The sequence below is a fragment of the Mesorhizobium sp. EU05-FHT14A09 genome (assembly GCF_058790995.1).
The window spans coordinates 676,969-698,202 of the sequence record NZ_JBYTDF010000001.1; the positions used below are offsets into that span (position 1 = coordinate 676,969).

The 21,234-nt window shown below is 58.4% G+C and carries 16 protein-coding genes and 1 tRNA gene; 6 read left to right on the plus strand and 11 right to left on the minus strand.

Translation table 11 applies throughout. The features are described 5' to 3' along the window. Positions 1-135: 135 nt before the first annotated feature. The 3 genes from AC3WTO_RS03025 to AC3WTO_RS03035 form a co-directional block, all read right to left on the minus strand. Positions 136-2,661, minus strand: a complete 2,526-nt coding sequence (locus tag AC3WTO_RS03025; protein WP_492459201.1) for an ArnT family glycosyltransferase — start codon at positions 2,659-2,661, stop codon at positions 136-138. 15 nt (positions 2,662-2,676) lie between these two features. Next, positions 2,677-3,678, minus strand: coding sequence for a glycosyltransferase family 2 protein (locus tag AC3WTO_RS03030; RefSeq protein ID WP_492459202.1), 1,002 nt, complete (start codon positions 3,676-3,678; stop codon positions 2,677-2,679). 140 nt (positions 3,679-3,818) lie between these two features. After that, a complete protein-coding gene (locus tag AC3WTO_RS03035) occupies positions 3,819-4,088 on the minus strand; it encodes a hypothetical protein (RefSeq protein ID WP_492459203.1) in 270 nt (89 codons plus the stop codon). Positions 4,089-4,201: 113 nt separating this feature from the next. Between AC3WTO_RS03035 and AC3WTO_RS03040 the strand changes: the two genes are divergently transcribed. From AC3WTO_RS03040 to AC3WTO_RS03050, 3 genes are all read left to right on the plus strand, one after another. Continuing rightward, positions 4,202-5,473 carry a lipopolysaccharide biosynthesis protein gene (locus AC3WTO_RS03040; RefSeq protein ID WP_492459204.1) on the plus strand — a complete coding sequence of 424 codons (1,272 nt, stop codon included), beginning with the start codon at positions 4,202-4,204 and terminating at the stop codon, positions 5,471-5,473. Between the two features lie 912 nt (positions 5,474-6,385). Beyond that, complete coding sequence (locus tag AC3WTO_RS03045; protein WP_492459205.1) at positions 6,386-8,209, plus strand: hypothetical protein; 1,824 nt, start codon at positions 6,386-6,388, stop codon at positions 8,207-8,209. Continuing rightward, on the plus strand, positions 8,184-8,582 hold the full coding sequence (locus AC3WTO_RS03050; RefSeq protein WP_492459206.1) for a thiol-disulfide oxidoreductase DCC family protein: 399 nt from the start codon (positions 8,184-8,186) through the stop codon (positions 8,580-8,582). Before AC3WTO_RS03045 ends, AC3WTO_RS03050 begins: the two co-directional genes overlap by 26 nt. Positions 8,583-8,709: 127 nt before the next feature. Here AC3WTO_RS03050 and AC3WTO_RS03055 read toward each other — a convergent pair whose 3' ends face one another. The 6 genes from AC3WTO_RS03055 to betI all read right to left on the minus strand — a co-directional run bounded on the left by AC3WTO_RS03055 (position 8,710) and on the right by betI (position 14,928). Then, positions 8,710-8,904 carry a hypothetical protein gene (locus AC3WTO_RS03055; RefSeq protein ID WP_492459207.1) on the minus strand — a complete coding sequence of 65 codons (195 nt, stop codon included), beginning with the start codon at positions 8,902-8,904 and terminating at the stop codon, positions 8,710-8,712. A gap of 446 nt (positions 8,905-9,350) precedes the next feature. Further along, positions 9,351-9,427, minus strand: a tRNA-Pro gene (locus AC3WTO_RS03060). Between the two features lie 234 nt (positions 9,428-9,661). Then, on the minus strand, positions 9,662-11,125 hold the full coding sequence (gene betB / locus AC3WTO_RS03065; protein WP_492459208.1) for a betaine-aldehyde dehydrogenase: 1,464 nt from the start codon (positions 11,123-11,125) through the stop codon (positions 9,662-9,664). A 49-nt stretch (positions 11,126-11,174) separates the two neighbouring features. Beyond that, positions 11,175-12,827: a choline dehydrogenase gene (gene betA, locus AC3WTO_RS03070; protein WP_492459209.1), complete on the minus strand. Its 1,653-nt coding sequence runs from the start codon at positions 12,825-12,827 to the stop codon at positions 11,175-11,177. Beyond that, positions 12,827-14,347, minus strand: a complete 1,521-nt coding sequence (gene betC, locus AC3WTO_RS03075) for a choline-sulfatase (protein WP_492459211.1) — start codon at positions 14,345-14,347, stop codon at positions 12,827-12,829. Before betC ends, betA begins: the two co-directional genes overlap by 1 nt. Further along, the gene (gene betI, locus AC3WTO_RS03080; RefSeq protein ID WP_492459212.1) at positions 14,344-14,928 is read right to left on the minus strand and encodes a choline-binding transcriptional repressor BetI; all 585 of its coding nucleotides are present in this window, start codon (positions 14,926-14,928) and stop codon (positions 14,344-14,346) included. The genes betC and betI overlap by 4 nt, the downstream gene beginning before the upstream one ends. A gap of 211 nt (positions 14,929-15,139) precedes the next feature. Between betI and AC3WTO_RS03085 the strand changes: the two genes are divergently transcribed. Further along, on the plus strand, positions 15,140-16,306 hold the full coding sequence (locus AC3WTO_RS03085; protein ID WP_492459213.1) for an acetyl-CoA acetyltransferase: 1,167 nt from the start codon (positions 15,140-15,142) through the stop codon (positions 16,304-16,306). Between the two features lie 162 nt (positions 16,307-16,468). On the opposite strand, the gene AC3WTO_RS03090 is transcribed toward AC3WTO_RS03085, so the two are convergent. Beyond that, complete coding sequence (locus AC3WTO_RS03090; RefSeq protein WP_492459214.1) at positions 16,469-17,878, minus strand: purine-cytosine permease family protein; 1,410 nt, start codon at positions 17,876-17,878, stop codon at positions 16,469-16,471. Positions 17,879-18,212: 334 nt separating this feature from the next. Between AC3WTO_RS03090 and AC3WTO_RS03095 the strand changes: the two genes are divergently transcribed. Further along, positions 18,213-19,217, plus strand: a complete 1,005-nt coding sequence (locus AC3WTO_RS03095) for an asparaginase (RefSeq protein WP_492459215.1) — start codon at positions 18,213-18,215, stop codon at positions 19,215-19,217. Between the two features lie 4 nt (positions 19,218-19,221). On the opposite strand, the gene AC3WTO_RS03100 is transcribed toward AC3WTO_RS03095, so the two are convergent. After that, entirely contained in the window at positions 19,222-20,601 is a 1,380-nt protein-coding gene (locus AC3WTO_RS03100) for a TIGR03808 family TAT-translocated repetitive protein (RefSeq protein ID WP_492459216.1), read from the minus strand. 150 nt (positions 20,602-20,751) lie between these two features. Between AC3WTO_RS03100 and greA the strand changes: the two genes are divergently transcribed. Further along, a complete protein-coding gene (gene greA, locus AC3WTO_RS03105) occupies positions 20,752-21,219 on the plus strand; it encodes a transcription elongation factor GreA (protein WP_492459218.1) in 468 nt (155 codons plus the stop codon). Positions 21,220-21,234 lie beyond the last annotated feature (15 nt).

A 21,234-nucleotide genomic window follows, 5' to 3' on the forward strand; every position in this document is an offset into this window, starting at 1 on the left:
TGGACGCCCCATCGTCGGAGCGCCCCCTTATGGTATGCAAGTATGGACTGACGCGCAGGTATCTGTTTGCATCGCATGCCACATCGCCTCGCGAGTCGAGAGAGGCACACAATGCTTGATCTGTAAATTGCGATTTCAGTCAAGCTGTTCGAATGTGATGTTTTGTATCTGGATGGTTGATTTTTCCGGATTGTAGTAATTTAGCAAGAAGATCGGCGCAACAGTCTGCGTTTTGGCGCGAAATTGATTGACAGTGTTTCCGGATCCTGAAAATTCGCCAGAATAATGCTTCCACTCAGGGGATGGTTTGATGGTGGCGTTGTTAAGAACACCATAGCGATGGGTGCCCGGTTCTTCTGTTTCGACGGCGCCGCTGGCGTCGTATGTGGCCAGCCCCACGAAGACATTTGCTTCAGGGTTGTTTTGCGGGACGCGCATGTCAAAGGAGAGCCGATATCGCTTCTTGATATCAACCGCAACTTGCCGGCCTGTCGTCACGACAACTTTTCTGTCCAATGTAAGATAGGCTGTCCCGTCTTCCGTTGAAATTGAGCCGGCGCATTTCAAATTCGTCCCATCGTCTGTCATCAAACCCTTATCGTCTGTGACGGTAAACAGCGCTGGATTTCCGGAAGAGACGAATATCGGACCTGACTGCTGTTTGCTGAGCAGAGGTGGGATTCCCGCTGCTGTGAGCAGTTGATTGCCCTCTATTGAGGCTTCTATCTGGAAGTACTTGTTATCTTTCAGAAGGTCTCTGAAGATGGTCCTCTCGATTTCACCCATCTTGTATTGCGGCAGCAATATGTGGGTGATCCCGAGTGATCTTAATGCAGTAAACGCTTCCTGACTGCTCGGCGCCAGAAACGCGGGAAGTAGCTTTGGGTCGAGATAGCTGACTATCGGATAATTGCCATAGTAAGCAGACCCGGCAGGGAAAAAGGCCAAAACTTTTATCTTGCGATCAGTCGTTGTCGTGAGGGCGGTATTGATTTTACTTACCAGTTGGAGCGCAGGATTGGGATTGCACGCAAGTACGATATTCGGATCGCTCGAATGGGATTCGTTGACGGGGTTTATCCGGAGCCTCCAACTGCTTTGGCCTTTTGCGTCGTCAAGCAACGTCCATGACAGTGCAATTGCGATCGGCAAATAGATGTATCCTGGTGAAGGCAGTCGCCACCAGCGCCGTTCTCCCAGCCAAAACAGGATCTTGTCTGCCATCAACGCCGCGGCAATTCCTGCAAGCGCGGACATGGTTGCTATGTAACGGACGTTCTTGATCATCGTGTTGGACCCGAGCGCGACTGACAGGATCAGTAATGCCAGGAAAGCGCCCATCGAGAGGATCAAAGTGTTGATGAGTGTAGGTTGGGTCAATTTTTCAAAAAGTGCCTGAATGCCTCTGCGCGGTAAGACCAGGAAAATCAGGTAGAAGAAGAGACTCAATGCAAATACGATCGTTGTCCAGCCGAACGTTGTAGGCTTGGCGAGGGCGCCGAAAACGCCATTGACCAGCTTCTGGTGCATGCTGCTAATCGCGCGCTGTTCATTCAGGAAAGACGCAAGGTCTAGGGATTTAACCTCCCAGAGCGGTACGCTGTCGCCTATCAAGTAGCCAAAGTGAGCGTAATTTGCTGCGTAGTCGGGAAGCAGCATCAAAATGGCGGCCGCCGATGTCAGCAGTCCATGGGCCAGCCGGCTGGCCAGTCGCCCAGATTGCAGGACCAGCAAGAGGCCAGCCAGGAAGCCAAAGAAAAGCACTCCAAGGGAGTGAATGAACAAGGCCAGACCAGCAAGAATTCCGAATGCCAGGGACGTTGCAAGAGTTCGGCCCCCCAGCCACATCGGAATTATGCATATTATGGAAGTCCATACGGCCAGGCGGGCAACGTCGACGTGCATGTCGAAGACTTCCCACATGACCAAAGGAATAAGCAGGACGATCAGCGTGCTGATCACGCTCGACCATCTAAACGGTCCGCCGGACCAAGCCCATGTGACCAGGGCGAGGCTGACGGCGGCGTAAACATTGAAAATCTTCGCGATGCCGGCAAAAGCCGCGGTTCCTTGGCAAAGATAGAGCCAGGCAATAACCAGTACATAGCCAGGGGGGTGCGTCCAAGGACCATAGAAACCCTTGGAAACGTTTTCGTCCAGGATCGGATATATTCCGTCAAGTCGCTGATGCTCGAAAATTGCCCTCGCGACTGTGAAGTACTCCATTGGATCGTTGGTGGCGACCGGTAGGCGGATATTTGCCGACAGTGCTATTGCCGAAAACACGATCAGTACTGCGATCAAGAGCATTGGAGCTGATCGCTCTAACCACGACCTTTTGTTCCATCGTAAACCGACGCGGTATAGATTTGGCGTCTTGCGGCCGCACGCAATCAACGACCAGGCTGCAAATGGAACTGCAATCGCAATAACAGCAATGAGGTAGAACCGCGGTGCGTGATTTGGCGCGAGGCGCAAAGCACTTCCATATGTCCAGCTCAAAGCCATCGGTCCCAAGGCAACGCAAGTTGCCAAGGCCTGAAGGGGCGTAAACCGCTTGAACAGGCCAGAAGTGCAGCCGACCCAGAAGATTACGGCTGCATAGCACAAGAACACGCCAAGCGCTAAAGCTGCACTCGTTGCAATATCAAGTGAATTCATCGTTCCGTCCGCCGGTCAGCGTTTCAATGACTTGTTGGCCTCCATATCCATCCACATCGAAAAGAAGAAACTGTTTAAGGAAAAACTGACGGTAAAAAGGAAAGCGAGGGTGGACAAAACTGGTGCTTCGCCCACGGTAATCCATTTGACAATGGTACTCGCCAGGAAAAACAAAGACATGATCGCGGTCAAGATACCGAAGATAAAGAAGAATATAAGTGGATTGAAGTCGTAAACGACGTATTTGAGGAATAGTCTCTCAAGTCCTCGTTTTACAAGCACGTTCGATATGGTGAATATCACGCGATGAAGTTTTATTCCGCTTACCTCGCCCACTCCGTATATGGGCTTCACGGGGACGTCTTTTACCGAAAAATTTTGAATGTTTAGTGAAACGAGCAAGTCGTTCGGCTGCCCGTAACGTCTGTACATCTTGCTCCAGTCAACCAGGCGGAGGACATTTTTGTCCACAACCGTGTATCCGCACTGGCTGTCGCTCACGTGCCAATAGCCCGATGCAAACTTGGTAAGAAGCGACAGGGCTGAATTGCCGAAGAACCGAATTCCAGGAATGATGTGTCGGGACTGCTGATAAACCAGTCTGTTGCCTTTTACATAGTTGACGCCGTCGCGCAGGCAGGGGGCAAGTAGACTGGGCAATTCGGCTGGATCCATCTGAGCGTCACCGGCCATGACGACGGCGGCATCCATGCCGTTGTCCCGCGCCCATTCGTAGCCGGTTGCAATGGCTCCACCCACTCCCTGATTTACCTCGTGCTGCAGAACGACAACCCGTGGATCTTTCTCGCGCGCAGCCACAGCGACCGCGACTGTGTCATCCGAACTTTTGTCATCTACGACGACAATGGCGTCGCAATAATCCGGAATCGTCTCGATCACCGTTGTCAAATTGCGCTGTTCGTTATGGCACGGGACAACGATCGCGATCTTGGCCTTACGAAGAACTGGCAACAGTTCCGGATCCACCTCAGCTTCGCTGGGCTTCGAAATATGCATCTAATATATCCCCTGACCTAGCTGCTCAACGGCGCGAGCAGCAGGACTGATTGGCAGAAGCTCGTCTCTTGATCAAGCGCAATAGCACCGAAGCTTAATTTAGTTTAACTCATCCGAAGGCATCCCAAGGCTGGCCCCCTTTATCCTGTGGCAAGCGACGCATTTCGATCGCTCATGTAGAATTTGGGAAATGGCATCAGGCAGTCGGGCGAACCGTGTGCAATAAGGTAGCCTGGGATTGCGAGCGCGATTCCTTCTGCTCGTTTTTCTCGGCTCTCGGAAAGAAAGGGAAGCTGCCCCGGCGCAGTATCAAGCGCACTATCATCCATTGGGTGGCCATTTTTGACTATGAGTCCGAAAATACCACGCATGTTGGCTGCTTTAAAAAGATATTGAGGAATGACTTTCACGTCGGTTGCCCGATGATCGCGAGATATGCTTAGACGCAAGCAAGCGCTCGTGGCAAGTCCCGGCCTTCATGTGCGTTCAGCGTCCTTGGTAAACCGCTCACTGATGCCGCCAGTTGGAGGCGATTCTGCAAAAACTCACGATAAATCTTGCTGTGAACCTATCCAGTCTGGCCTTCCTGGCTATCACTGGATTTGTAATTAATATTCTGATTGGACGCTACTACGGACCTTCGGATCTTGGCGTTTTCAACGTTATTTTTGCGCTCTTTATCTTTTTTTCGCAGCTTGGGTCGTTCGGATTACAGTATTCAACTTTGCGTTTTGCTTCTCGGAGTCGTGATTTTGACGAGCGCCATTTGATTTTCCGGTCAGCAATCAGTCTTGCTGTCAGGACATCATCTGCCACTGTCGTCTTGGGCTTTGCGCTGACGCCTGTAATAGGCCACTTCTTCGACCTGGGCGGGACGGTTTGGCCGTGGCTGATCGTTCTCCCTGGATTGTGGTGCTTCTCGCTCAACAAGGTACTTCTGGCATTTTTGAATGGCATTGATGCTATGCGATCTTTCGCGGCCTATCAATCTTGCCGTTATATTTTAATGAGCGTGGCATTAATCATTTTTATAGAACTTGGAATGAGCGGAAGTCTTATATGCGTAATATTGACTTTTGCGGAATGTATAATGTTGCCACTGATAATGTGGCGTCTTCGTATTTATTTTAGGAAGCCTGCTGGTGAGCAAGATGGTGTAAAAAGCTGGCGGAAGCAGCATTTTAATTTTGGCGCGGTTGCTATGCCAAGTGGTGTCATGGCCGAACTAAATACCCGGGTGGATACACTCATCGTTGCCTTGATGCTCGGCTCTCACGAGACCGGTGTATATACGATAGCGATCTTGCTGGCCGAGGGGCTTGGCCAGGTAACACCTGTCGTGCGCAATGTGATCAATCCAATGCTGGCGCCGATCGTTGAGCATCGGGACCAGCAAGCTCTCAGAAACCTCACGCGTCGTCTTGGGTTGGCCACAGCAGCTGTCATGGCTATTGGCGGAGTTGTTCTGATCGTCCTGTTTCCATATTTGAATCGCTGGTACCTCAATTCTGCCTTCTCGGATGCATTTCAGCCGTTGGTCATCCTGATCGTCGGACAGATCATTACAGCTCCGATGATGATCTTTGCGATGATATTAAACCAAGGCGGAAGGCCTGCCTTGTTTACATTGTTCATGATGATCGTTTTGATAGCGAATGTCGCACTCAATGTAGCCGGAACTGCATGGTGGGGATTGTCGGGAGCTGCCATCGGAACCGCAATCTCTTATGTCGTTGGCATAGCAGCGCTCAATATTCTTTGCGCACGTGCCTTTGGGCTCCGGTTGATCAGCTAGGAGTGAAGTTGCAACCCAGACTCGGGAAAAGCGCAGATACCGGATAGCCAAGCCTCCGACTTTCTGGTCGGAGCGGTGGGACCTGCTCCCCCATCGTGTCGAACGCCTCTGCCTGCCATCGATGCCGAAGCCGCTCCCCTTGGACGAGGCAAGCCGGCGATACATTTGGCCGCCGGTCTGCGTCTATGTAGAACTCGGCGAGGTAACGCGGCGCGCAGAAGGCTGGCGGCTTGATCCCTTGTCAGCCAATGGACGCGAGCTTCGGATTTCGCTGACGATGATAGGAAGCGTCGTGATGTAATTCTCAACATGGCGGCCGTCTCTTTCGGCTTTGCGTGGCTCGGAACAACGCCATCAGCGTGGACAACTGCGACGTCTGCGATCGTGATGCGGCGGGGTCGGTTGCGCCCACTGTCGAGATGTTCAGTTTGGCAAGGTAGGCCGTGAGGTCTTGTTATCATGCAAGATCGCGCGCAGGCCGGCCATGGCCCGTGCGCTTCCCGCCGTCTTCGATGGATCGTCCAGATTTGCTGCGGAGTGATCCGCCTATACTGCGGCTTTCCTTGCACCAAAGAAGTCGGTCGACTGTTGCTCAGCAGCTCTTCGCCTTACCTGGGTAAGTTTCACCCGGGCGGAGTGGACAGAGCGCGATCACGCCCGCGATCAGGATGCTCGAGATGTTGGCTGCCGCGTTGACGAAAGTCGACAAGAGGCCGGCAGTGTTTAGGGTAATCGTCATTTGCAACGTGAAGAAAGGAATTGCCTCTGGGAGAGGCGTGAGCGTGCGAAAAAATGATATATCGCGTCAGTCCGCTCCGGTTTTCATGAGAGGACTTCATTATGTCTACGTTCTACTGGACCTGGCTTCGTGAAAAGGGCATATCAGCGCGCGGGTAGTGGGGGATTCTATTCGTGGCGGTGTTCCAATTCGTGGCCGATCGCATCGGTCGCTGGCTCTTTCGTGAGGGCGGCAGATACAATCTCGCCATCGGCCGGGTCGCAATTGGCCTGGCGCTCTTCCTCACCATCACCCATCACGGCAATTTCGATTCCATGGCGTGGGATTGGGCCGGATGGGTCAAGGGATATGAGCCGTCTGGCTGGACTCCAAAAGGCATCATCAAGATCGCAAACTGGTGGTGGAGCGGACCGCCGCCGGCCGATCTGACGCTCGCGATCTTCCTCGTCAGCAAAGTTGCGATCATCATGATGATCGTCGGGTTCTTGACATTCCCGGCACAGATCATTGCGACGATGGGAACGCTCTATATCGTTTCCCTGCAGACGTCCTACGGCCCGTATTGGTCGCACGCTTACAACGTGCAACTGCTCGCTGCGCTATCGTTCATGTTCTCGCGAACATCCTCCGATGTCTTGTCGGTCGACAGTATCATCAGGAATTTGCTCGGTGGACCTCGCCGGTCGAACGAGGGGCATTACTGGTGGCCTGTGGTGTTCGCCGAGTTGTCGACGACGCTTTTCATGTTCGGGGCCTTCTTGCAGAAGTTTCGGACCAACGGCTTCGACTGGGCATGGTCGGACAACATCCGCAATTCGCTTGCCGTGTCGTGGTTTCAATATAGGAGCGATCCTCCTCCATTGGTGGAGTTCATTGCCAGCCACGCGGAGTTCTGGAAAACTGCCGGCACGCTCCAACTTGTCGCTCAGGCCACAACGGCTTTGGCCGCGATCCTTGTCGCACGGCCGCTGTTTCGGTTGATCTTCGGCGGGTTCTTTTTCCTACTCGAAATCATTGCGTTGGGGAGGGTGTTCAGGTTCTGGCATCCATTCTGGGTGCCTCTCTGCCTGCTTTCGATAGATTGGGAGCATTTCTACGCACAGTTCAAGGAACGGCGCCTCATTCTCCCTGGGTGGGCCAAGCGGAACAGGTGCCTATGGCTGTTAGGCTTTCTGTTTCAGCGGCGCATTGAAATGACAGACCAGCATCCCAGAATGTCATTCGCTTCAGCTATCCCCGTCCTCGGGTTCGGCGTGACGTTCTTGGGTTACTACCTCGCCACGCTCTATTGGCAGCTCGGAGAAAAGCATCTCAACTATCCGTTCTCGACGATGGGCTTCTACAGCGAGAACCGAGCGGTCGCGCCATACGGTGTTCATCGATTCTTCCCGATTTACACTGGAAGGATCGACGCTTACCGTAAGGGGGACAAAGAGCCGGTCCCGCTATGGTATCGAGTTGGAATGCTAGAAGATCGCCTCTTTCGCGTCAGCACGATTGCCGAACTGAAGGAGTTGATCGCCGTCTACCGCATTTCTGCCGAGCGCGGACTTTATCAGAGCGTAGGCAAGAACGACGGCAGCTTTAATTACGCACCCGTTGACGCTGATCGCATAGTTCTCCGCGCCGGCATGATGGCTGTTCCTCCATATCCGCAGCCTGTGGGTATGGTAGACTATTTCATGGGCCTAAGAGCGGTGGGGGCAGCTGGCCAGTTCCGGGCGCTTGTTGGTCATCCTGGCGTTGATGACACCGGCAAGCAGTTCGTAGACATCGACTACGAGGGGTTCAAGAAACCTTCATTTGAGATCTGGCAGCATATTCTCGACCCGGAAGCAACCACACTGCCAAAATTGGTCGCGGTTTCTGGGGAGTGGAAGGGGGATCGCTTCTTCCCAAGCGAGGAAATTTCAGCTGCATACGTGATGATCCGGGTGCAGGACCCTATATTGGAAATTGATGAGACCTATTATGGCGCCGATCTTTTCAGAAACTGAAGGTGACTTCCTGCTCTATGACGGGGAGTGTCCGTTTTGCTCGGCCTACGTCAAGATGCAGCGCTTGCGTGCTGCTGGCGTCAGGCTCGAGCTTATCGACGCTCGCCAGGATCCCGAGAAGGTGAGCGTGCTGGCAGCACATGGCATCGATGTAAATCAGGGAATGTTTCTCAAACTAGGTCGCAGCGAGTTCTTCGGCGGTGACGTCATGAACGCGGTTGCTCTGATGACCGGGCCAACGGGAACAGTAAATCGAGCCTTGGGCCTCGTTTTCCGGAACAGGACGGCTGCTCGGCTTCTTTATCCGGTCTTGCGGACTGGCCGGAACACTATTCTGAAACTGATGGGCCGCCGACAGATCACGGTTCAATAGCCTTTCCGCAGAGTTTTCTCTGCTCTCTTCGTCGTTACAGGCCTGCAGCTTGGCGTCAAGCAAAGCGTGGCTCGGCCCGGGGGGGAATTGCCTCCCTGATACAAGCTCTGCCTGCCTCGTAGACAGACTAGCGTACATGCTTGAAGCCGATTTTCGGGCCGTACGACTTCACCCTCGTGATCCGATCCCAATCGTAGGGGATGTCGGTTCGCTCGCCGTTTATGTCGACCGTGAAAATCTCCATGTCCTGCCTCACGTCGACGATGAACAGTTCGATCGTGACGCGGTCGCCAGTCTTTAAGTTGCGTGCTTTCTTGGCCATCCTGCCCTCTTATGTCGAATCTGACCCTCATCGTAACCCTTGTCTGCTACGCTATCGACGGTCACCGTTGTAGAATTCTGCATGCCCGGTTTTCAGGATCTGAAAGCCAGACCGGGCGCGGATCACGGCCCTATGCATGATGATCTGATCCACGTGCTTCGTTGCTCGAAGTTGGGCGGGAAGGAATGGGCTCCATCCGCGAAGGGCAATGATAAACGGTTGGCGACCTCACGCACCGCGGCACCTACTCCGGGGCCAAGGGGCATCTAGAGCATGCTCTTCACCCACGCGCCAAACTTCGAGATGAGAGGCATCCCGAACGAATCTGGCGTCAGCTTCTCAGTCATCTTTCGTCTCCTGGAACCAAGACGCGATCGTGCCGGGAAGTTTAGAATGTCCAGAGAACAAAGATAGATTATTCGGGATGGGCGTTTCTGTGCGCCGACTGGTCGGAGTGGCAGGATTCGAACCTGCGACCCCATCGTCCCGAACGATGTGCGCTACCAGGCTGCGCTACACTCCGTGACCAGACGGCGGGCTTATAGCTGCCGCATTCGGTTCCTGCAAGCGGGTATGGCGCAGTTACCGTCGCATTTTATGAGCTTTGTCGGCGCAGTGTTTTTCCAGGGCAGATTTCGGTGGGCAAGAGCCCTCGAGGTGTCCGCCGCGTTTTCGACCAACGCGCACCGTGATGGGATATTTCGACGAGACGCGAACCTGACGGAGCGGCGCACGACTCAGAAAGAGATCGTGCGTTCTAGTAGGGGCTCGCCACATCGCCGGTCTCGACATAGACCGCCTTTTCCTGGGAATAGAGCGCCAGTGCCGCCAGTGAATTCTCGCGGCCGATGCCTGATTGCTTGAAGCCGCCGAAAGGCATCTCGACCGGCGACAGATTGTAATTGTTGATCCAGCAGGTGCCTGCTTGCAACTCGGCGATGACGCGGTGTGCGCGTGGCAGATCGCGGGTGAACACGCCGGCCGAGAGGCCGAATTCGGTGTCGTTGGCGCGGTCGATCACTTCGTCTTCGTCGGTGAAGGACAGCACACTCATCACCGGGCCGAATATTTCCTCGCGCGCTATGCGCATCTGGTCGCTGACATGGGTGAAGATGGTCGGTTCGATGAAGAAGCCGTTTTCGAATCCCTGCAGCTTCGGCTCGCCGCCACCGTAATGGAGCGATGCGCCCTCAGCCTTGCCGATACCGACATAGGACATCACCTTGTCGTGCTGTGCCTTGTTGATCAGCGGGCCCATCTGCGTTTCAGGATCCAGCGGGTCGCCAATGCGGATCGCCTTGGTGCGTTCGGTCAGTCGCTCGACGAAGCGGTCGTGCAGGCCCTTCTGCACGAATACACGGGTGCCGTTCGAGCAGACCTGGCCTGTCGAATAGAAATTGCCGAGCATGGCACCGCCGATGGCGTTCTCGAGATCGGCATCGTCGAACACGATCAGCGGCGACTTGCCGCCAAGTTCCATCGTGGCGTGTTTCATCAGCGAGCCGGTCAGCGCCAGCACCTTCTTGCCGGTCGGCACCGAGCCGGTCAGCGATACCTTGGCGACAACCTCGTGCGAGGCCAGCGCGCCGCCGACGTCGCCATAACCCTGTACGACGTTGAACAGTCCGTCCGGAAGGCCGGCTTCGGTATAGATTTCAGCGAGCGCCAGCGCGGAAAGGGGGGTGTTCTCGGATGGCTTGAACACCATGGCATTGCCCATGGCGAGTGCCGGTGCCGATTTCCAGCCCGCACCCTGGATCGGGTAGTTCCACGCGCCGATGCCCACGCACACGCCGAGCGCTTCGCGCCGCGTGTAGGCAAAGGGGCCGCCGAGATCGACATAGTCGCCGGTATAGCTTGCCACCGCGCCGCCGAAATATTCCAGTGCATCGGCGGCGGAAGCCGGATCGGCCACCAATGTCTCCTGGATGGCCTTGCCGGTGTCCAGCGTCTCGATGCGGGCAAGCTCGGCGTTGCGGGCACGTAGGATATCGGCGGCACGCCGCAGGATACGGCCGCGCTCCACTGGTTTCAGTCGGGCCCAGGCCGGCTGCGCCGCACGCGCTGCTTCGACGGCCAGTTCGACGATGTTGGGCGTCGCAGAATGCAGCGTGGCGATGGTTTCACCGGTTGCCGGGTAGATAACCGGTAGCGGCGCGCCCTGTTCGTCGTCGACGTAACGGCCGTTGATATAGTGCGATGCCTTGGGCTGCGCGCGCATGGGATACTCCGAATTCTGTGGCTGCCGGATGCGGCGGCCCGATGATGCTCTATCTGTCCGAGACCTGCCAGCGCGGATTGATCCAGGGTTCCTGGTTCGACGGCGCAAGCGGCGTGCGGCCAAGAATATGGTCGGCGGCCTTTTCGCCCGTCATGATCGACGGTGCATTGAGGTTGCCGTTGGTGACGCGCGGGAAAATCGAGGAATCGGCGACACGCAATCCGTCGACACCGATCACCCGGCACTCTGGGTCGACCACGGCGTGGAGGTCGTCAGCGCGGCCGATGCGGCAGGTGCCGCAGGGATGATAGGCGCTCTCCGCATGCGCGCGAATGAAAGCGTCCAGTTGATCGTCGCTCTGCACCTGGTTGCCGGGCGAAATCTCCTGGCCGCGGAACGGATCGAAGGCCGCCTGCCCGAAAATCTCGCGGGTGAGGCGGATGCAGTGGCGGAAGTCGCTCCAGTCGTCGGGATGCGACATGTAGTTGAAGCGGATGACCGGCTTGGCGTTGGGGTCGTGCGAGCGCAGCGTTATCGAGCCACGCGACTTCGAGCGCATTGGTCCGACATGCGCCTGAAAGCCGTGCGACTTCGCCGCCGCCTTGCCGTCATAGCGAACCGCCGCAGGGATGAAATGATACTGGATATCGGGATAGTCGACGCCCGGCGCCGAGCGCACGAAGGCGGCGGCCTCGAAATGGTTGGTGGCGCCAAGCCCGCTCTTGAAGAACATCCAGCGTGCGCCGATCAGCGCCTTGGAGAATGGATTGAGGATCGAGTTCAGCGTGATCGGCTGGGTCGCTTCCTGCTGGATGTAAAGCTCCATGTGATCCTGCAGGTTCTGGCCGACGCCAGGTCGGTCGGCGATGACGGCAATGCCGTGCTCGGCCAGATGTTTCGCCGGGCCGATGCCCGACAGCATCAGGATCTTGGGCGAATTGATCGAGGACGCAGCAATGATCACCTCACGTCGCGCTTTAACGACCTGAATCTGTTTGCGAGCTTCGATCTCGACGCCGACGGCGCGTTGATTCTCGATGATCACACGCCGGGCGAAACCTTTGACGAGACTCACGTTTTGTCGCTTCAGCGCCGGCCTCAGATAAGCATTCGCCGCCGACCAGCGCTGGCCCTTGCGGATGGTCTGCTCCATCGGGCCGAAGCCTTCCTGCTTGGCGCCGTTATAGTCGTCGGTCAGTTCGAAGCCAGCCTGGCGGCCTGCCTCGATGAAGGCGGCATAGAGCGGGTTCGTGCGGGCACCGCGCTGGACATGCAGCGGGCCGCTCTTGCCGCGCCAGCCATCTTCGCCGCCATGGCTGTCTTCCATACGTTTGAAGTAGGGCAGCACGTCAGCAAAGCTCCAGCCATTCGCACCTTGTTCGGCCCAATGATCGAAGTCGCGCGCATGGCCACGCACATAGACCATGCCGTTGATCGAGGACGAACCGCCGATGACTTTGCCACGCGGCGTCGCCAGGATGCGTCCGCCGAGATGCGGTTCCGGTTCCGAGGCGAAACCCCAGTCGTAGAGCGGCATGTTGAGCGGGATCGACAGTGCCGACGGCATCTGGATGAGCGGGCCGGCGTCGGAGCCGCCATATTCGATGACGATCACCGAATGTTTGCCGTCCTCTGAAAGACGGTAGGCCATGGCCGAACCGGCAGAGCCGGAGCCGATGATGACGAAATCCGCTTCAAGCATTATTCACCCCTCGGAAAGCGTTTGTCCGCTTCAAGTGTGTCGAGGTTCATGTGGTTGCGCATGTAGCGCTCGGAAGCTTTCTGCAGCGGCTGGAATTCCCACGGGTAGTAGGCGCCGTTGCGCAGTGCCGGATAGATCACCCAGCGTCGTGCCTGGCTTTCGCGCACCGCGGCATCAAATGCCGCCATATCCCAGCGCGACCGCACCTTTTCCATGAGTGCGGCTGCCACCGCTGTATGGCTGGGATCGCCGGCGAGATTGACGCGCTCGTGCGCGTCCTGTTCGAGGTCGAACAGTTGCGGCGGGTCGATCTCGCAATGGACGTATTTGTAGCGGCCTTCGCGGATCGCCACCATCGGGGCGTAGGAGCCCTCGGCTGCGTATTCCATGAGCACCGGTTCGCTGCGTCCGCCACCTTGCAGCAGCGGCAGGAGCGACTGCCCATCGGTCCAGGGCAGGATGGCGCTGATGTCGATACCAGCGAGGTCGCAGAGCGTCGGGCAAAGATCGAGGTTCGAAACCGGTGCATCGACGCGGGCAGGGTTGATCCCCTTGCCGGCGATCATCAAGGGCACGCGCGCCGAACCCTCATAGAAGCACATCTTGAACCACAGGCCTCGCTCACCCAGCATGTCGCCATGATCGGACGCGAAAACGACAAGTGTGTCGTCGGCCATGCGGGTACGCTCGAGCACAGACAGCAGTTCGCCGACCTTGTCGTCGAGATAGGAAATGTTGGCGAAATAGCCCTGTCGGGCACGACGGACATGCTCCGGGGTGATCGAGAAGCTGTCGTAGTCGCTGGCCTTGTAGAGCCGCTGCGAATGCGGATCCTGCTTGTCGTAAGGGATGAAGCCGGTTTCGGGTTCGAGCGCCGGGGAGTTCTCATAGAGATCCCAATAGCGTCGCCGCGCGACATACGGATCGTGTGGATGGGTGAAGGAGACGGTCAGGCACCAGGGACGGCGCTGCGGGGCATCCGATGTCCGGGCGAAGTCGTAGAGCTTCTGCTGGGCGTGGAAGGCGACTTCGTCGTCATACTCCATCTGGTTGGTGATTTCGGCGATGCCTGCGCCAGTCACCGAGCCCAGATTGTGATACCACCAGTCTATGCGTTCGCCGGGTTTGCGGTAATCCGGCGTCCAGCCGAAATCGGCTGGGTAGATGTCGGTGGTCAGCCGCTCCTCGAAGCCGTGCAACTGATCGGGTCCGACGAAATGCATCTTGCCCGACAGCACGGTGTGATAGCCGGCCGCGCGCAGGTGGTGCGCGAAGGTCGGGATCGAGGATGGGAACTCGGCCGCATTGTCGTAGACGCCGTTGCGTGACGGCAGTTGCCCGCTCATGAAGGCCGCGCGTCCGGGCGCGCACAGCGGCGATGCGGTGTAGTTGTTGCGGAAACGCGCCGAGCGTGCGGCCAGCGCCTTGAGGTTCGGCGCATGCAGGAAATCCGCCGGCCCATCCGGAAACAGCGTTCCGGACAGCTGGTCAACCATGATGATCAAGATATTGGGGGTCATCGGACCTGTGCCAGCTTGGCGTCGATATAGTCTTCCACCAGCGCACCGGCGCTGAGCGGATTGGGCAGGCCGTCGCGCAGCGCCCGGCGGATGTAGAGCCCGTCGATCATGGCTGCGATTGCCTCGGCCATGCGTGCGGCCTCGTCGCGCGGCACCAGCGGCAGAAGCCCGCTCATCAGGTTGGAGTGCAGCCGGCGTGCATAGATACGCAGCAGCCGGCGCAGCGAGAGCGAGTTCTGTGCTTCGACATAGAAAGCGAGCCAGGCATGCACCGTCTCTTCACGGAACTGACCGGCATTGAAGTTCACGCCGACGATTGCCGAGAGCCGTTCCCGCGGCGTGCTGGCCTTGCCGAGGGCCGCTATCGTGTCGGCGCCGAGGTCCGCCAGCAGATGTCGCATCGTGGCGAGCAGCAGCTCTTCCTTCGGGCCGAAATAGTGATGCGCAAGCGCCGAAGAAACGCCAGCGCGGTCGGCGATTTCCGACATGGTGACGTTCAGTGATCCACGCTCGCCGATCGCGGAGATTGTGGCATCGATCAGCGCCTTGCGGCGCAGTGGTTCCATTCCGATTTTCGGCATGACGAGTATCTCCCGAGGGGCAGGTTATTTTTTATTGACTCGTCAATCAATAATAATCCCGTCATGCATTTTGGTTGTTGCGACGTGAGCCGGGCCTCTTCCCGAAAGGACATTCGTAACTCTCGGCAACTGGCCTATATGTTCAGGATTGAACAGTTACCGCGCCGGGCCTAATGTGCTAGGAAAGGCAAGGCCAATCCGGAGAACTCCCATGACCGCAAGCATCGTTGGCTGGGCGCATTCGCGCTTCGGCAAGCTGGAGGGCGAGACGCTCGAAGGCATGATCACCAAGGTTGCCGCGGAGGCGCTCGAACATGCCGGCATCGGGCCGGGCGATGTCGACGAAATCGTGCTCGGCCACTTCAACGCGGGTTTTTCGGCCCAAGATTTCACCGCGAGCCTTGTGCTGCAGGCGGATGACCGGCTGCGCTTCAAGCCGGCTACCCGGGTCGAGAATGCCTGTGCTACCGGTTCGGCCGCGGTCCGTCAGGGTATCCGCGCCATCGATGCCAATGCCGCTCGCATCGTGCTGGTGGTTGGGGCCGAGCAGATGACGACAACGCCCGGTCCTGAGATAGGCAAGAACCTGCTCAAAGCTTCTTACCTGCCGGAAGACGGCGACACGCCCGCTGGTTTCGCGGGTGTCTTCGGCAAGATCGCCCACGCCTACTTCCAGCGTTACGGTGACCAGTCTGACGCGTTGGCCATGATCGCGGCCAAGAACCACAAGAACGGCGTCGACAATCCTTATGCGCAGATGCGCAAGGATTTCGGCTTCGACTTCTGCCGCCAGGAAAGCGAGAAGAACCCCTTTGTCGCCGGGCCGCTGAAGCGCACCGACTGTTCCCTGGTTTCGGATGGCGCAGCGGCACTGGTGCTCGCCGATACCGACACCGCGCTCAGGATGCGCCGCGCAATCACTTTCCGCGCCAACGAGCATGTGCAGGATTTCCTGCCGATGTCGAAGCGCGACATCCTCGCCTTCGAAGGCTGCGAACAGGCCTGGGAGCGCGCGCTGAAGAAAGCTGGCGTCACATTGGGCGACCTTTCCTTCGTCGAGACGCATGACTGCTTCACCATCGCCGAACTCATCGAATATGAAGCGATGGGCCTGGCCAAGCCGGGCGAGGGCGCGAAGCTGGCGCTCGAAGGCTATACCGCCAAGGATGGCAGGCTGCCGGTCAACCCATCAGGGGGGCTGAAGGCCAAGGGCCATCCGATCGGCGCCACCGGCGTATCGATGCATGTGCTGACCGCCATGCAGCTTGCCGGTGAGGCCGGTGGTATCCAGGTGAAGGACGCCAAGCTCGGCGGCATCTTCAACATGGGCGGCGCAGCGGTCGCCAACTACGTCTCGATCCTCGACCGCATCCGCTAGGGCATGATCCTGAGACGTGGAAAGATCCCGTTCTGACAACAAGATAGAACGGGATTCTGATTCACTATAGTCCCGCATGGGGACGCCTTGAGATGGAATGGGGCCGGCCTGCAATGCGCAGACCGGCCCCATTTGACTCTCTGCCGTCTCGACCGGGCTCAATCATGCCCGGGTTGTCGCGTCCTTGGGCAGGATCATGGTCTGGGGCACATCGGCGTTGCGCGCCAGGAAGTAGTAAACCACTGAAGTGGCCACCAGGGCGACGATCCAGGAGATGTCAGCGCCGCCCAGCAGCACGGCAATCGGTCCTTCGTAGAGCGCCTGGTTCAGGAAGGGGATCTGGATCACCACGCCGAAGAGATAACAACCGAGCGCTGTCCAGTTGTAGGCGCCATAGCGACCCGATGCATCGTACAGTGCTGGAATATCGACCTTCTCCTTCGAGATCAGGTAGTAGTCGACCAGGTTGATGGCGCTCCACGGCACGAAGACGGCAAGCAGCAGCAAGACGAAGTTCTTGAACGCCGACAGGAAATTCGCGCTGGCAAAGATGGCGATTGCCACCGATACGATGACGAAGGCAACGATGTAGGCGATGCGCGTCGCCTGGGAGATGCGTTCCTGGCGGGTGAAGGCACTGACCGTGGTCAGCATGGTCATCGAACCGCCATAAGCATTCAGGCAGTTCACCGTCAGCTTGTTGGTGACGATGACGATGTAGGTCAGTAGCGCGGCCAGGGCCGGGCCCGCCAATTCACCCATGAAACCGACCTGGTTCTGCAGGAATTTGCCGCCGAGTGCCGCCACGATAACGCCGAAGCTCATGGCAATCTGTGCGCCGATCGCCGAGCCGAGAAGCGTCGACCAGAAGGTCGTGCTGCTCGGAGTTGCCGTGGGCAGATAGCGTGAATAGTCCGCCACATAAGGGGCAAAGGTCATCTGCCAGCCGGCGGCGAGCGCGATGGTGAGCAGGAATGTGGCGACGCTGAACGGCTTCTGGCCGAAGGCGTCCGCGACATTGTATTGCGAGAACAGCTGTATGGCGAGGTAGCCGAAGCCGAGGATGCCGACGACCGTTGCGATGCGTCCGATGACATGGATGAGCTTGTAGCCGACGACCGCGACGATGATGGTGATGAGGCCGAACATCAGCATGCCGAAAGCCGCTGTCTGCACGCCGAACATCAGGTTGATTGCCTGGCCGGATAGCACCGTGCCGGTGGCAGCAAAGCCCAGATACATCAACACGGTGAGGATGAGCGGCAGGGCCGCACCCTTAACGCCGAACTGCGCACGGCTGGAGATCATCTGCGGCAGGCCGAGGCGCGGGCCCTGCGCCGAATGCAGCGCCATGACTGCGCCGCCGAGCAGGTTGCCGATGGCGAGGCCGATGATCGCGGTCAGCGCCTCCGCCCCGAAAACGATAGACAGGGCTCCGTCGACGACGGCGGTTATCTGAAGGTTCGCACCGAACCACAGTGTGAACTGATTGAAGGGCGAACCATGTCGCTCACCTTCCGGAATTCGGTCGATCGTGCGCCTTTCGGCCACGCCGGTTGATGCCGCTGCCATGCTTTCCTCCTCCCGAGAGTCGGTCTTTGATCCATTGGAGATGTAATATGTATATACATAGATCGGCGGGTGGTGAGTCAAGAGTGAGCGCTCTGGTTGTGTTTTCCCCGCTATTTGTGAGGGCCAAACCGAGTCATCGGGCTTGTCGGCGTGAGATATCCTTTCCATCGAAAGGCTTATGCGCTTCTCGTTCCGAGACTGCCGGTTTCTGTCAGCCGGCTTCGATCCTGGCGGGAGTGGGCCTCAGAACCGCTGCGATAGGGCCAACGCTTGCCGGTTGCGTGAAAAGCGCGGAGCCGCTACCCGTTCGTGGCGAAATCGAAGCGAGGATTCCATGGCCAATCCGGTTCTGGTCGAGGTGCTGCGTGGTGCCGTGGTGGAAAGTGGCCACCGTGGAGCCGTGGCGGTGGTGGATGCGGACGGCAAGACGGTGTTCGATGTCGGCAACACTGCCCATCCGGTTTTCCCGCGTTCGGCAGTAAAGGCGATCCAGGCGCTGCCGCTGATCGAGAGCGGTGCTGCAGATGCCTACGGTTTCGGCAATCGTGAGCTGGCGCTGGCCTGCTCATCCCATTCCGGTGAGCCTGAGCATGTCGAGCTGGCGGCAGCGATGCTTGCCAAGGCGGGACTGGACGGCAGCGCTCTGGAATGCGGTTCGCATTGGCCTTCCAATCACCATGCCACCATCCAGCTCGCTCGTGCTGGCGGCGAGCCGAATCCCTTGCACAACAACTGTTCCGGCAAGCATGCCGGTTTCATCTGCACCTGCTGTCATTCTGGTTTTGATCACCGCGGCTACGTGGCGGCCAGCCACCGCATGCAGGAGATGATCAAGGACGCGATGGAAGCGGTGACGGGTGCCGCACACAGCGCGTCCCATTGCGGTACCGACGGCTGTTCGATCCCGACCTATGCGGTGCCGCTGCGCAGTTTCGCGGCAGGATTCGCCAAGATGGCGACCGGAAACGGCCTGACGCCAGAGCGTGCCAAGGCTGCGAAACGGCTGGTCGATGCCTGCATGGCCGAGCCGTTCCTGGTTGCAGGGACGGATCGCATCGACACAAGGCTGATGCTGGCTGCCCCTGGTCGCATTTTCGTGAAGGTCGGCGCCGAAGGCGTCTTCTGCGCTGCCTTGCCAGAGCTCGGCCTCGGCATCGCGCTGAAATGCGACGACGGCGCCGAACGTGCCGCCGGGGTGATGGTCGCAGCCGTGCTGGCTAAGCTGCTGCATGCGGATGCCGAACTGGCGGTCAAGCTGGTGGAATTCGCGAATCCGCCGGTGGAAAGCCGGCTCGGGGCTCGAGTGGGTCTCCTGCGCCCGACCGCGGCCCTGGTGTAGGGGTTCAGCTCACCCGGTTCCGTTCCACAGTGAGATGTCCGTAGCCGGCATTGCCGATCTCAGCGAGGTCGGCGGTCACCGGCTCAGCCCAGCGTTTGCCGATGATGGCGCCGTGCAGCAGGTCCTGCAACACATTGTCGGTGATGATCGTTGGGCCCGCACCATCGACGACGCTCACCGCGATGCCGATGCCGGCTCTGCGCACGACATTTCCCGTCGCCACCACATTGCGCAGGTACGGCCCCCAGCCGAGCTGCATGCCGCATTGGGGGGCGTTTTCCACGACATTGCCGGTCACCGTGGTATCGGCTTCCACACCGATGCCGATACCGAATCCGCCGACTTCTGCAGGGTAGGGGCCGGTGGTGGAAAGATTGCGCACGATGTTGCCGCTGCAGGTCGCCATGCGCCCGCCCTCGTTGAAGTTGACGATCGCGATGCCGTTGGCCGCACCGTCGACCACATTGTTGGCGATCGCCGCACCTTCGAAGGCGAACTCGGCATAGAGCGCGGTCTCGCCGGAGCGCAGGCAGCTGTTGCCGGCGATCTGTACGTTGGAGCCGGAATTGGCGCGGATCGCCGAAAAGGCACAGTCGCTGACGATGTTGTTCGCGATGAGTACTCCTCCGGCGCGGAACACGTTGATGCCGTTGCCGTTCTGGCCAGTGCCGCCGTTGCGCGCGCCGATGCGCGCGATGCGGTTGCCGTTGACCATGGTGCCGTCTTCACCGATCTGCCGCCGATGCACCAAGATGCCGCCATTGGCGCAGTCGCTGACGGCATTGGCGTTGATCGCCAGGCCGCCGGCATCGACGGACCAGATGCCGGCGTCGGCGGCGCCCTTGATGGTACAGCGTTCAATGCGCCCCGCCGCGCGTTGCAGCGCGATGCCGTTCTTGGACGCGTCGTTCACCTGGCAGTCGTCGATCGTCAGGACTTTCACCGAACGCAGGTCGAGAAGGCCGGAAACACTCTCGCCGAGATATTGTTTGGCGCCGTCGAAGACCAGTCCGGAAAAAGCGACGTGATCGGCATTCTCAGCCGAGAGGAATGGCCCGCCGCCGCCATGGATCAGGCGGGTAGCGCCTGCGGTGCCATTGATCCGCACGCGTGGCGGCAAAACGAGGCCTGAGACGATGTAAGCGCCGGGCGGTAGCAGGATTGGCTGATTGGCGTCGCTGGCTGCCTTCAGCATCTTGGTGAACGCGCCGGTCTGGTCGTCGGTGGCGCCCGGCCGCACGCCGTAGGCGGCAGGGTCGATAGCACCTGTTCTTGCCGAAGACGATTTCGCTGCCGGTTGCTTGGCCGTGTTCGCCACTCCTGTCATCAGCCCGAACCCGGCAGCGCCCGCGGCGAAGCCGAGGAGATGGCGTCTGTTCAGCATTGCTGCGATTCCCTGTTTTCCTGCCTGGCGGGCAGGAAATTGCCATGGCGATGGCTGGCTGGCTAGGAGAACCGCTCACAAGCGGTCTGCAGCGCGATCTGGTGGCGCTCCACGCTTGTTAAGCCGGCTGGCCAGTCCTAAATTCCCCTTATGAGCAGAGCTTTTACCCGTGAAGAAGACAGTGAAAATGCCATTGCCGGCATCGGTGAGCGGCCCGTCAGTTCACATCGCAATCTCGTCACCATGGATGGCCTGGCGATGATCGATGCCGAGATGGCATCGTTGCGCGCCGCACTGGCCAGTGCTGAAGCGGCGAGCGACCGCGAACGCATCGCGCTGGTGTCGCGTGACCTGCGTTACTGGAATGCCAGGCGCGAAAACGCAGAGGTTTCCGTTCCAGAGCCGGACAGCAGTGTCGTGCGCTTCGGCATGAGCGTGACGCTTGAGGACGAGGCGGGCAAGAAGGTGACCTGGAAGATCGTCGGCGAAGACGAGGCCGAGCCCGCGAAGGGCTCGATCTCGCATGTCTCGCCCATGGCGCTGGCGCTGTTCGGAAAAGGCGTCGGTGACACGGTCTCGGTTAATGGCCGCGAATGGGACGTGGTCAGGCTGCGATAATCAGTCGCTCGAACC

What these genes read in the sequence shown, in the direction of transcription:
- betB (WP_492459208.1), bottom strand. Translation starts at nt 11,125, where the DNA reads ATGCGCGCGCAGCCCAAGGCATCGCACTATATCAACGGCCGTTACGTC.
- AC3WTO_RS03100 (WP_492459216.1), bottom strand. Translation starts at nt 20,601, where the DNA reads ATGCTGAACAGACGCCATCTCCTCGGCTTCGCCGCGGGCGCTGCCGGG.
- betI (WP_492459212.1), bottom strand. Translation starts at nt 14,928, where the DNA reads ATGCCGAAAATCGGAATGGAACCACTGCGCCGCAAGGCGCTGATCGAT.
- betA (WP_492459209.1), bottom strand. Translation starts at nt 12,827, where the DNA reads ATGCTTGAAGCGGATTTCGTCATCATCGGCTCCGGCTCTGCCGGTTCG.
- AC3WTO_RS03055 (WP_492459207.1), bottom strand. Translation starts at nt 8,904, where the DNA reads ATGGCCAAGAAAGCACGCAACTTAAAGACTGGCGACCGCGTCACGATC.
- AC3WTO_RS03050 (WP_492459206.1), top strand. Translation starts at nt 8,184, where the DNA reads ATGGCGCCGATCTTTTCAGAAACTGAAGGTGACTTCCTGCTCTATGAC.
- AC3WTO_RS03095 (WP_492459215.1), top strand. Translation starts at nt 18,213, where the DNA reads ATGGCCAATCCGGTTCTGGTCGAGGTGCTGCGTGGTGCCGTGGTGGAA.
- AC3WTO_RS03085 (WP_492459213.1), top strand. Translation starts at nt 15,140, where the DNA reads ATGACCGCAAGCATCGTTGGCTGGGCGCATTCGCGCTTCGGCAAGCTG.
- AC3WTO_RS03090 (WP_492459214.1), bottom strand. Translation starts at nt 17,878, where the DNA reads ATGGCAGCGGCATCAACCGGCGTGGCCGAAAGGCGCACGATCGACCGA.
- greA (WP_492459218.1), top strand. Translation starts at nt 20,752, where the DNA reads ATGAGCAGAGCTTTTACCCGTGAAGAAGACAGTGAAAATGCCATTGCC.
- AC3WTO_RS03030 (WP_492459202.1), bottom strand. Translation starts at nt 3,678, where the DNA reads ATGCATATTTCGAAGCCCAGCGAAGCTGAGGTGGATCCGGAACTGTTG.
- betC (WP_492459211.1), bottom strand. Translation starts at nt 14,347, where the DNA reads ATGACCCCCAATATCTTGATCATCATGGTTGACCAGCTGTCCGGAACG.
- AC3WTO_RS03025 (WP_492459201.1), bottom strand. Translation starts at nt 2,661, where the DNA reads ATGAATTCACTTGATATTGCAACGAGTGCAGCTTTAGCGCTTGGCGTG.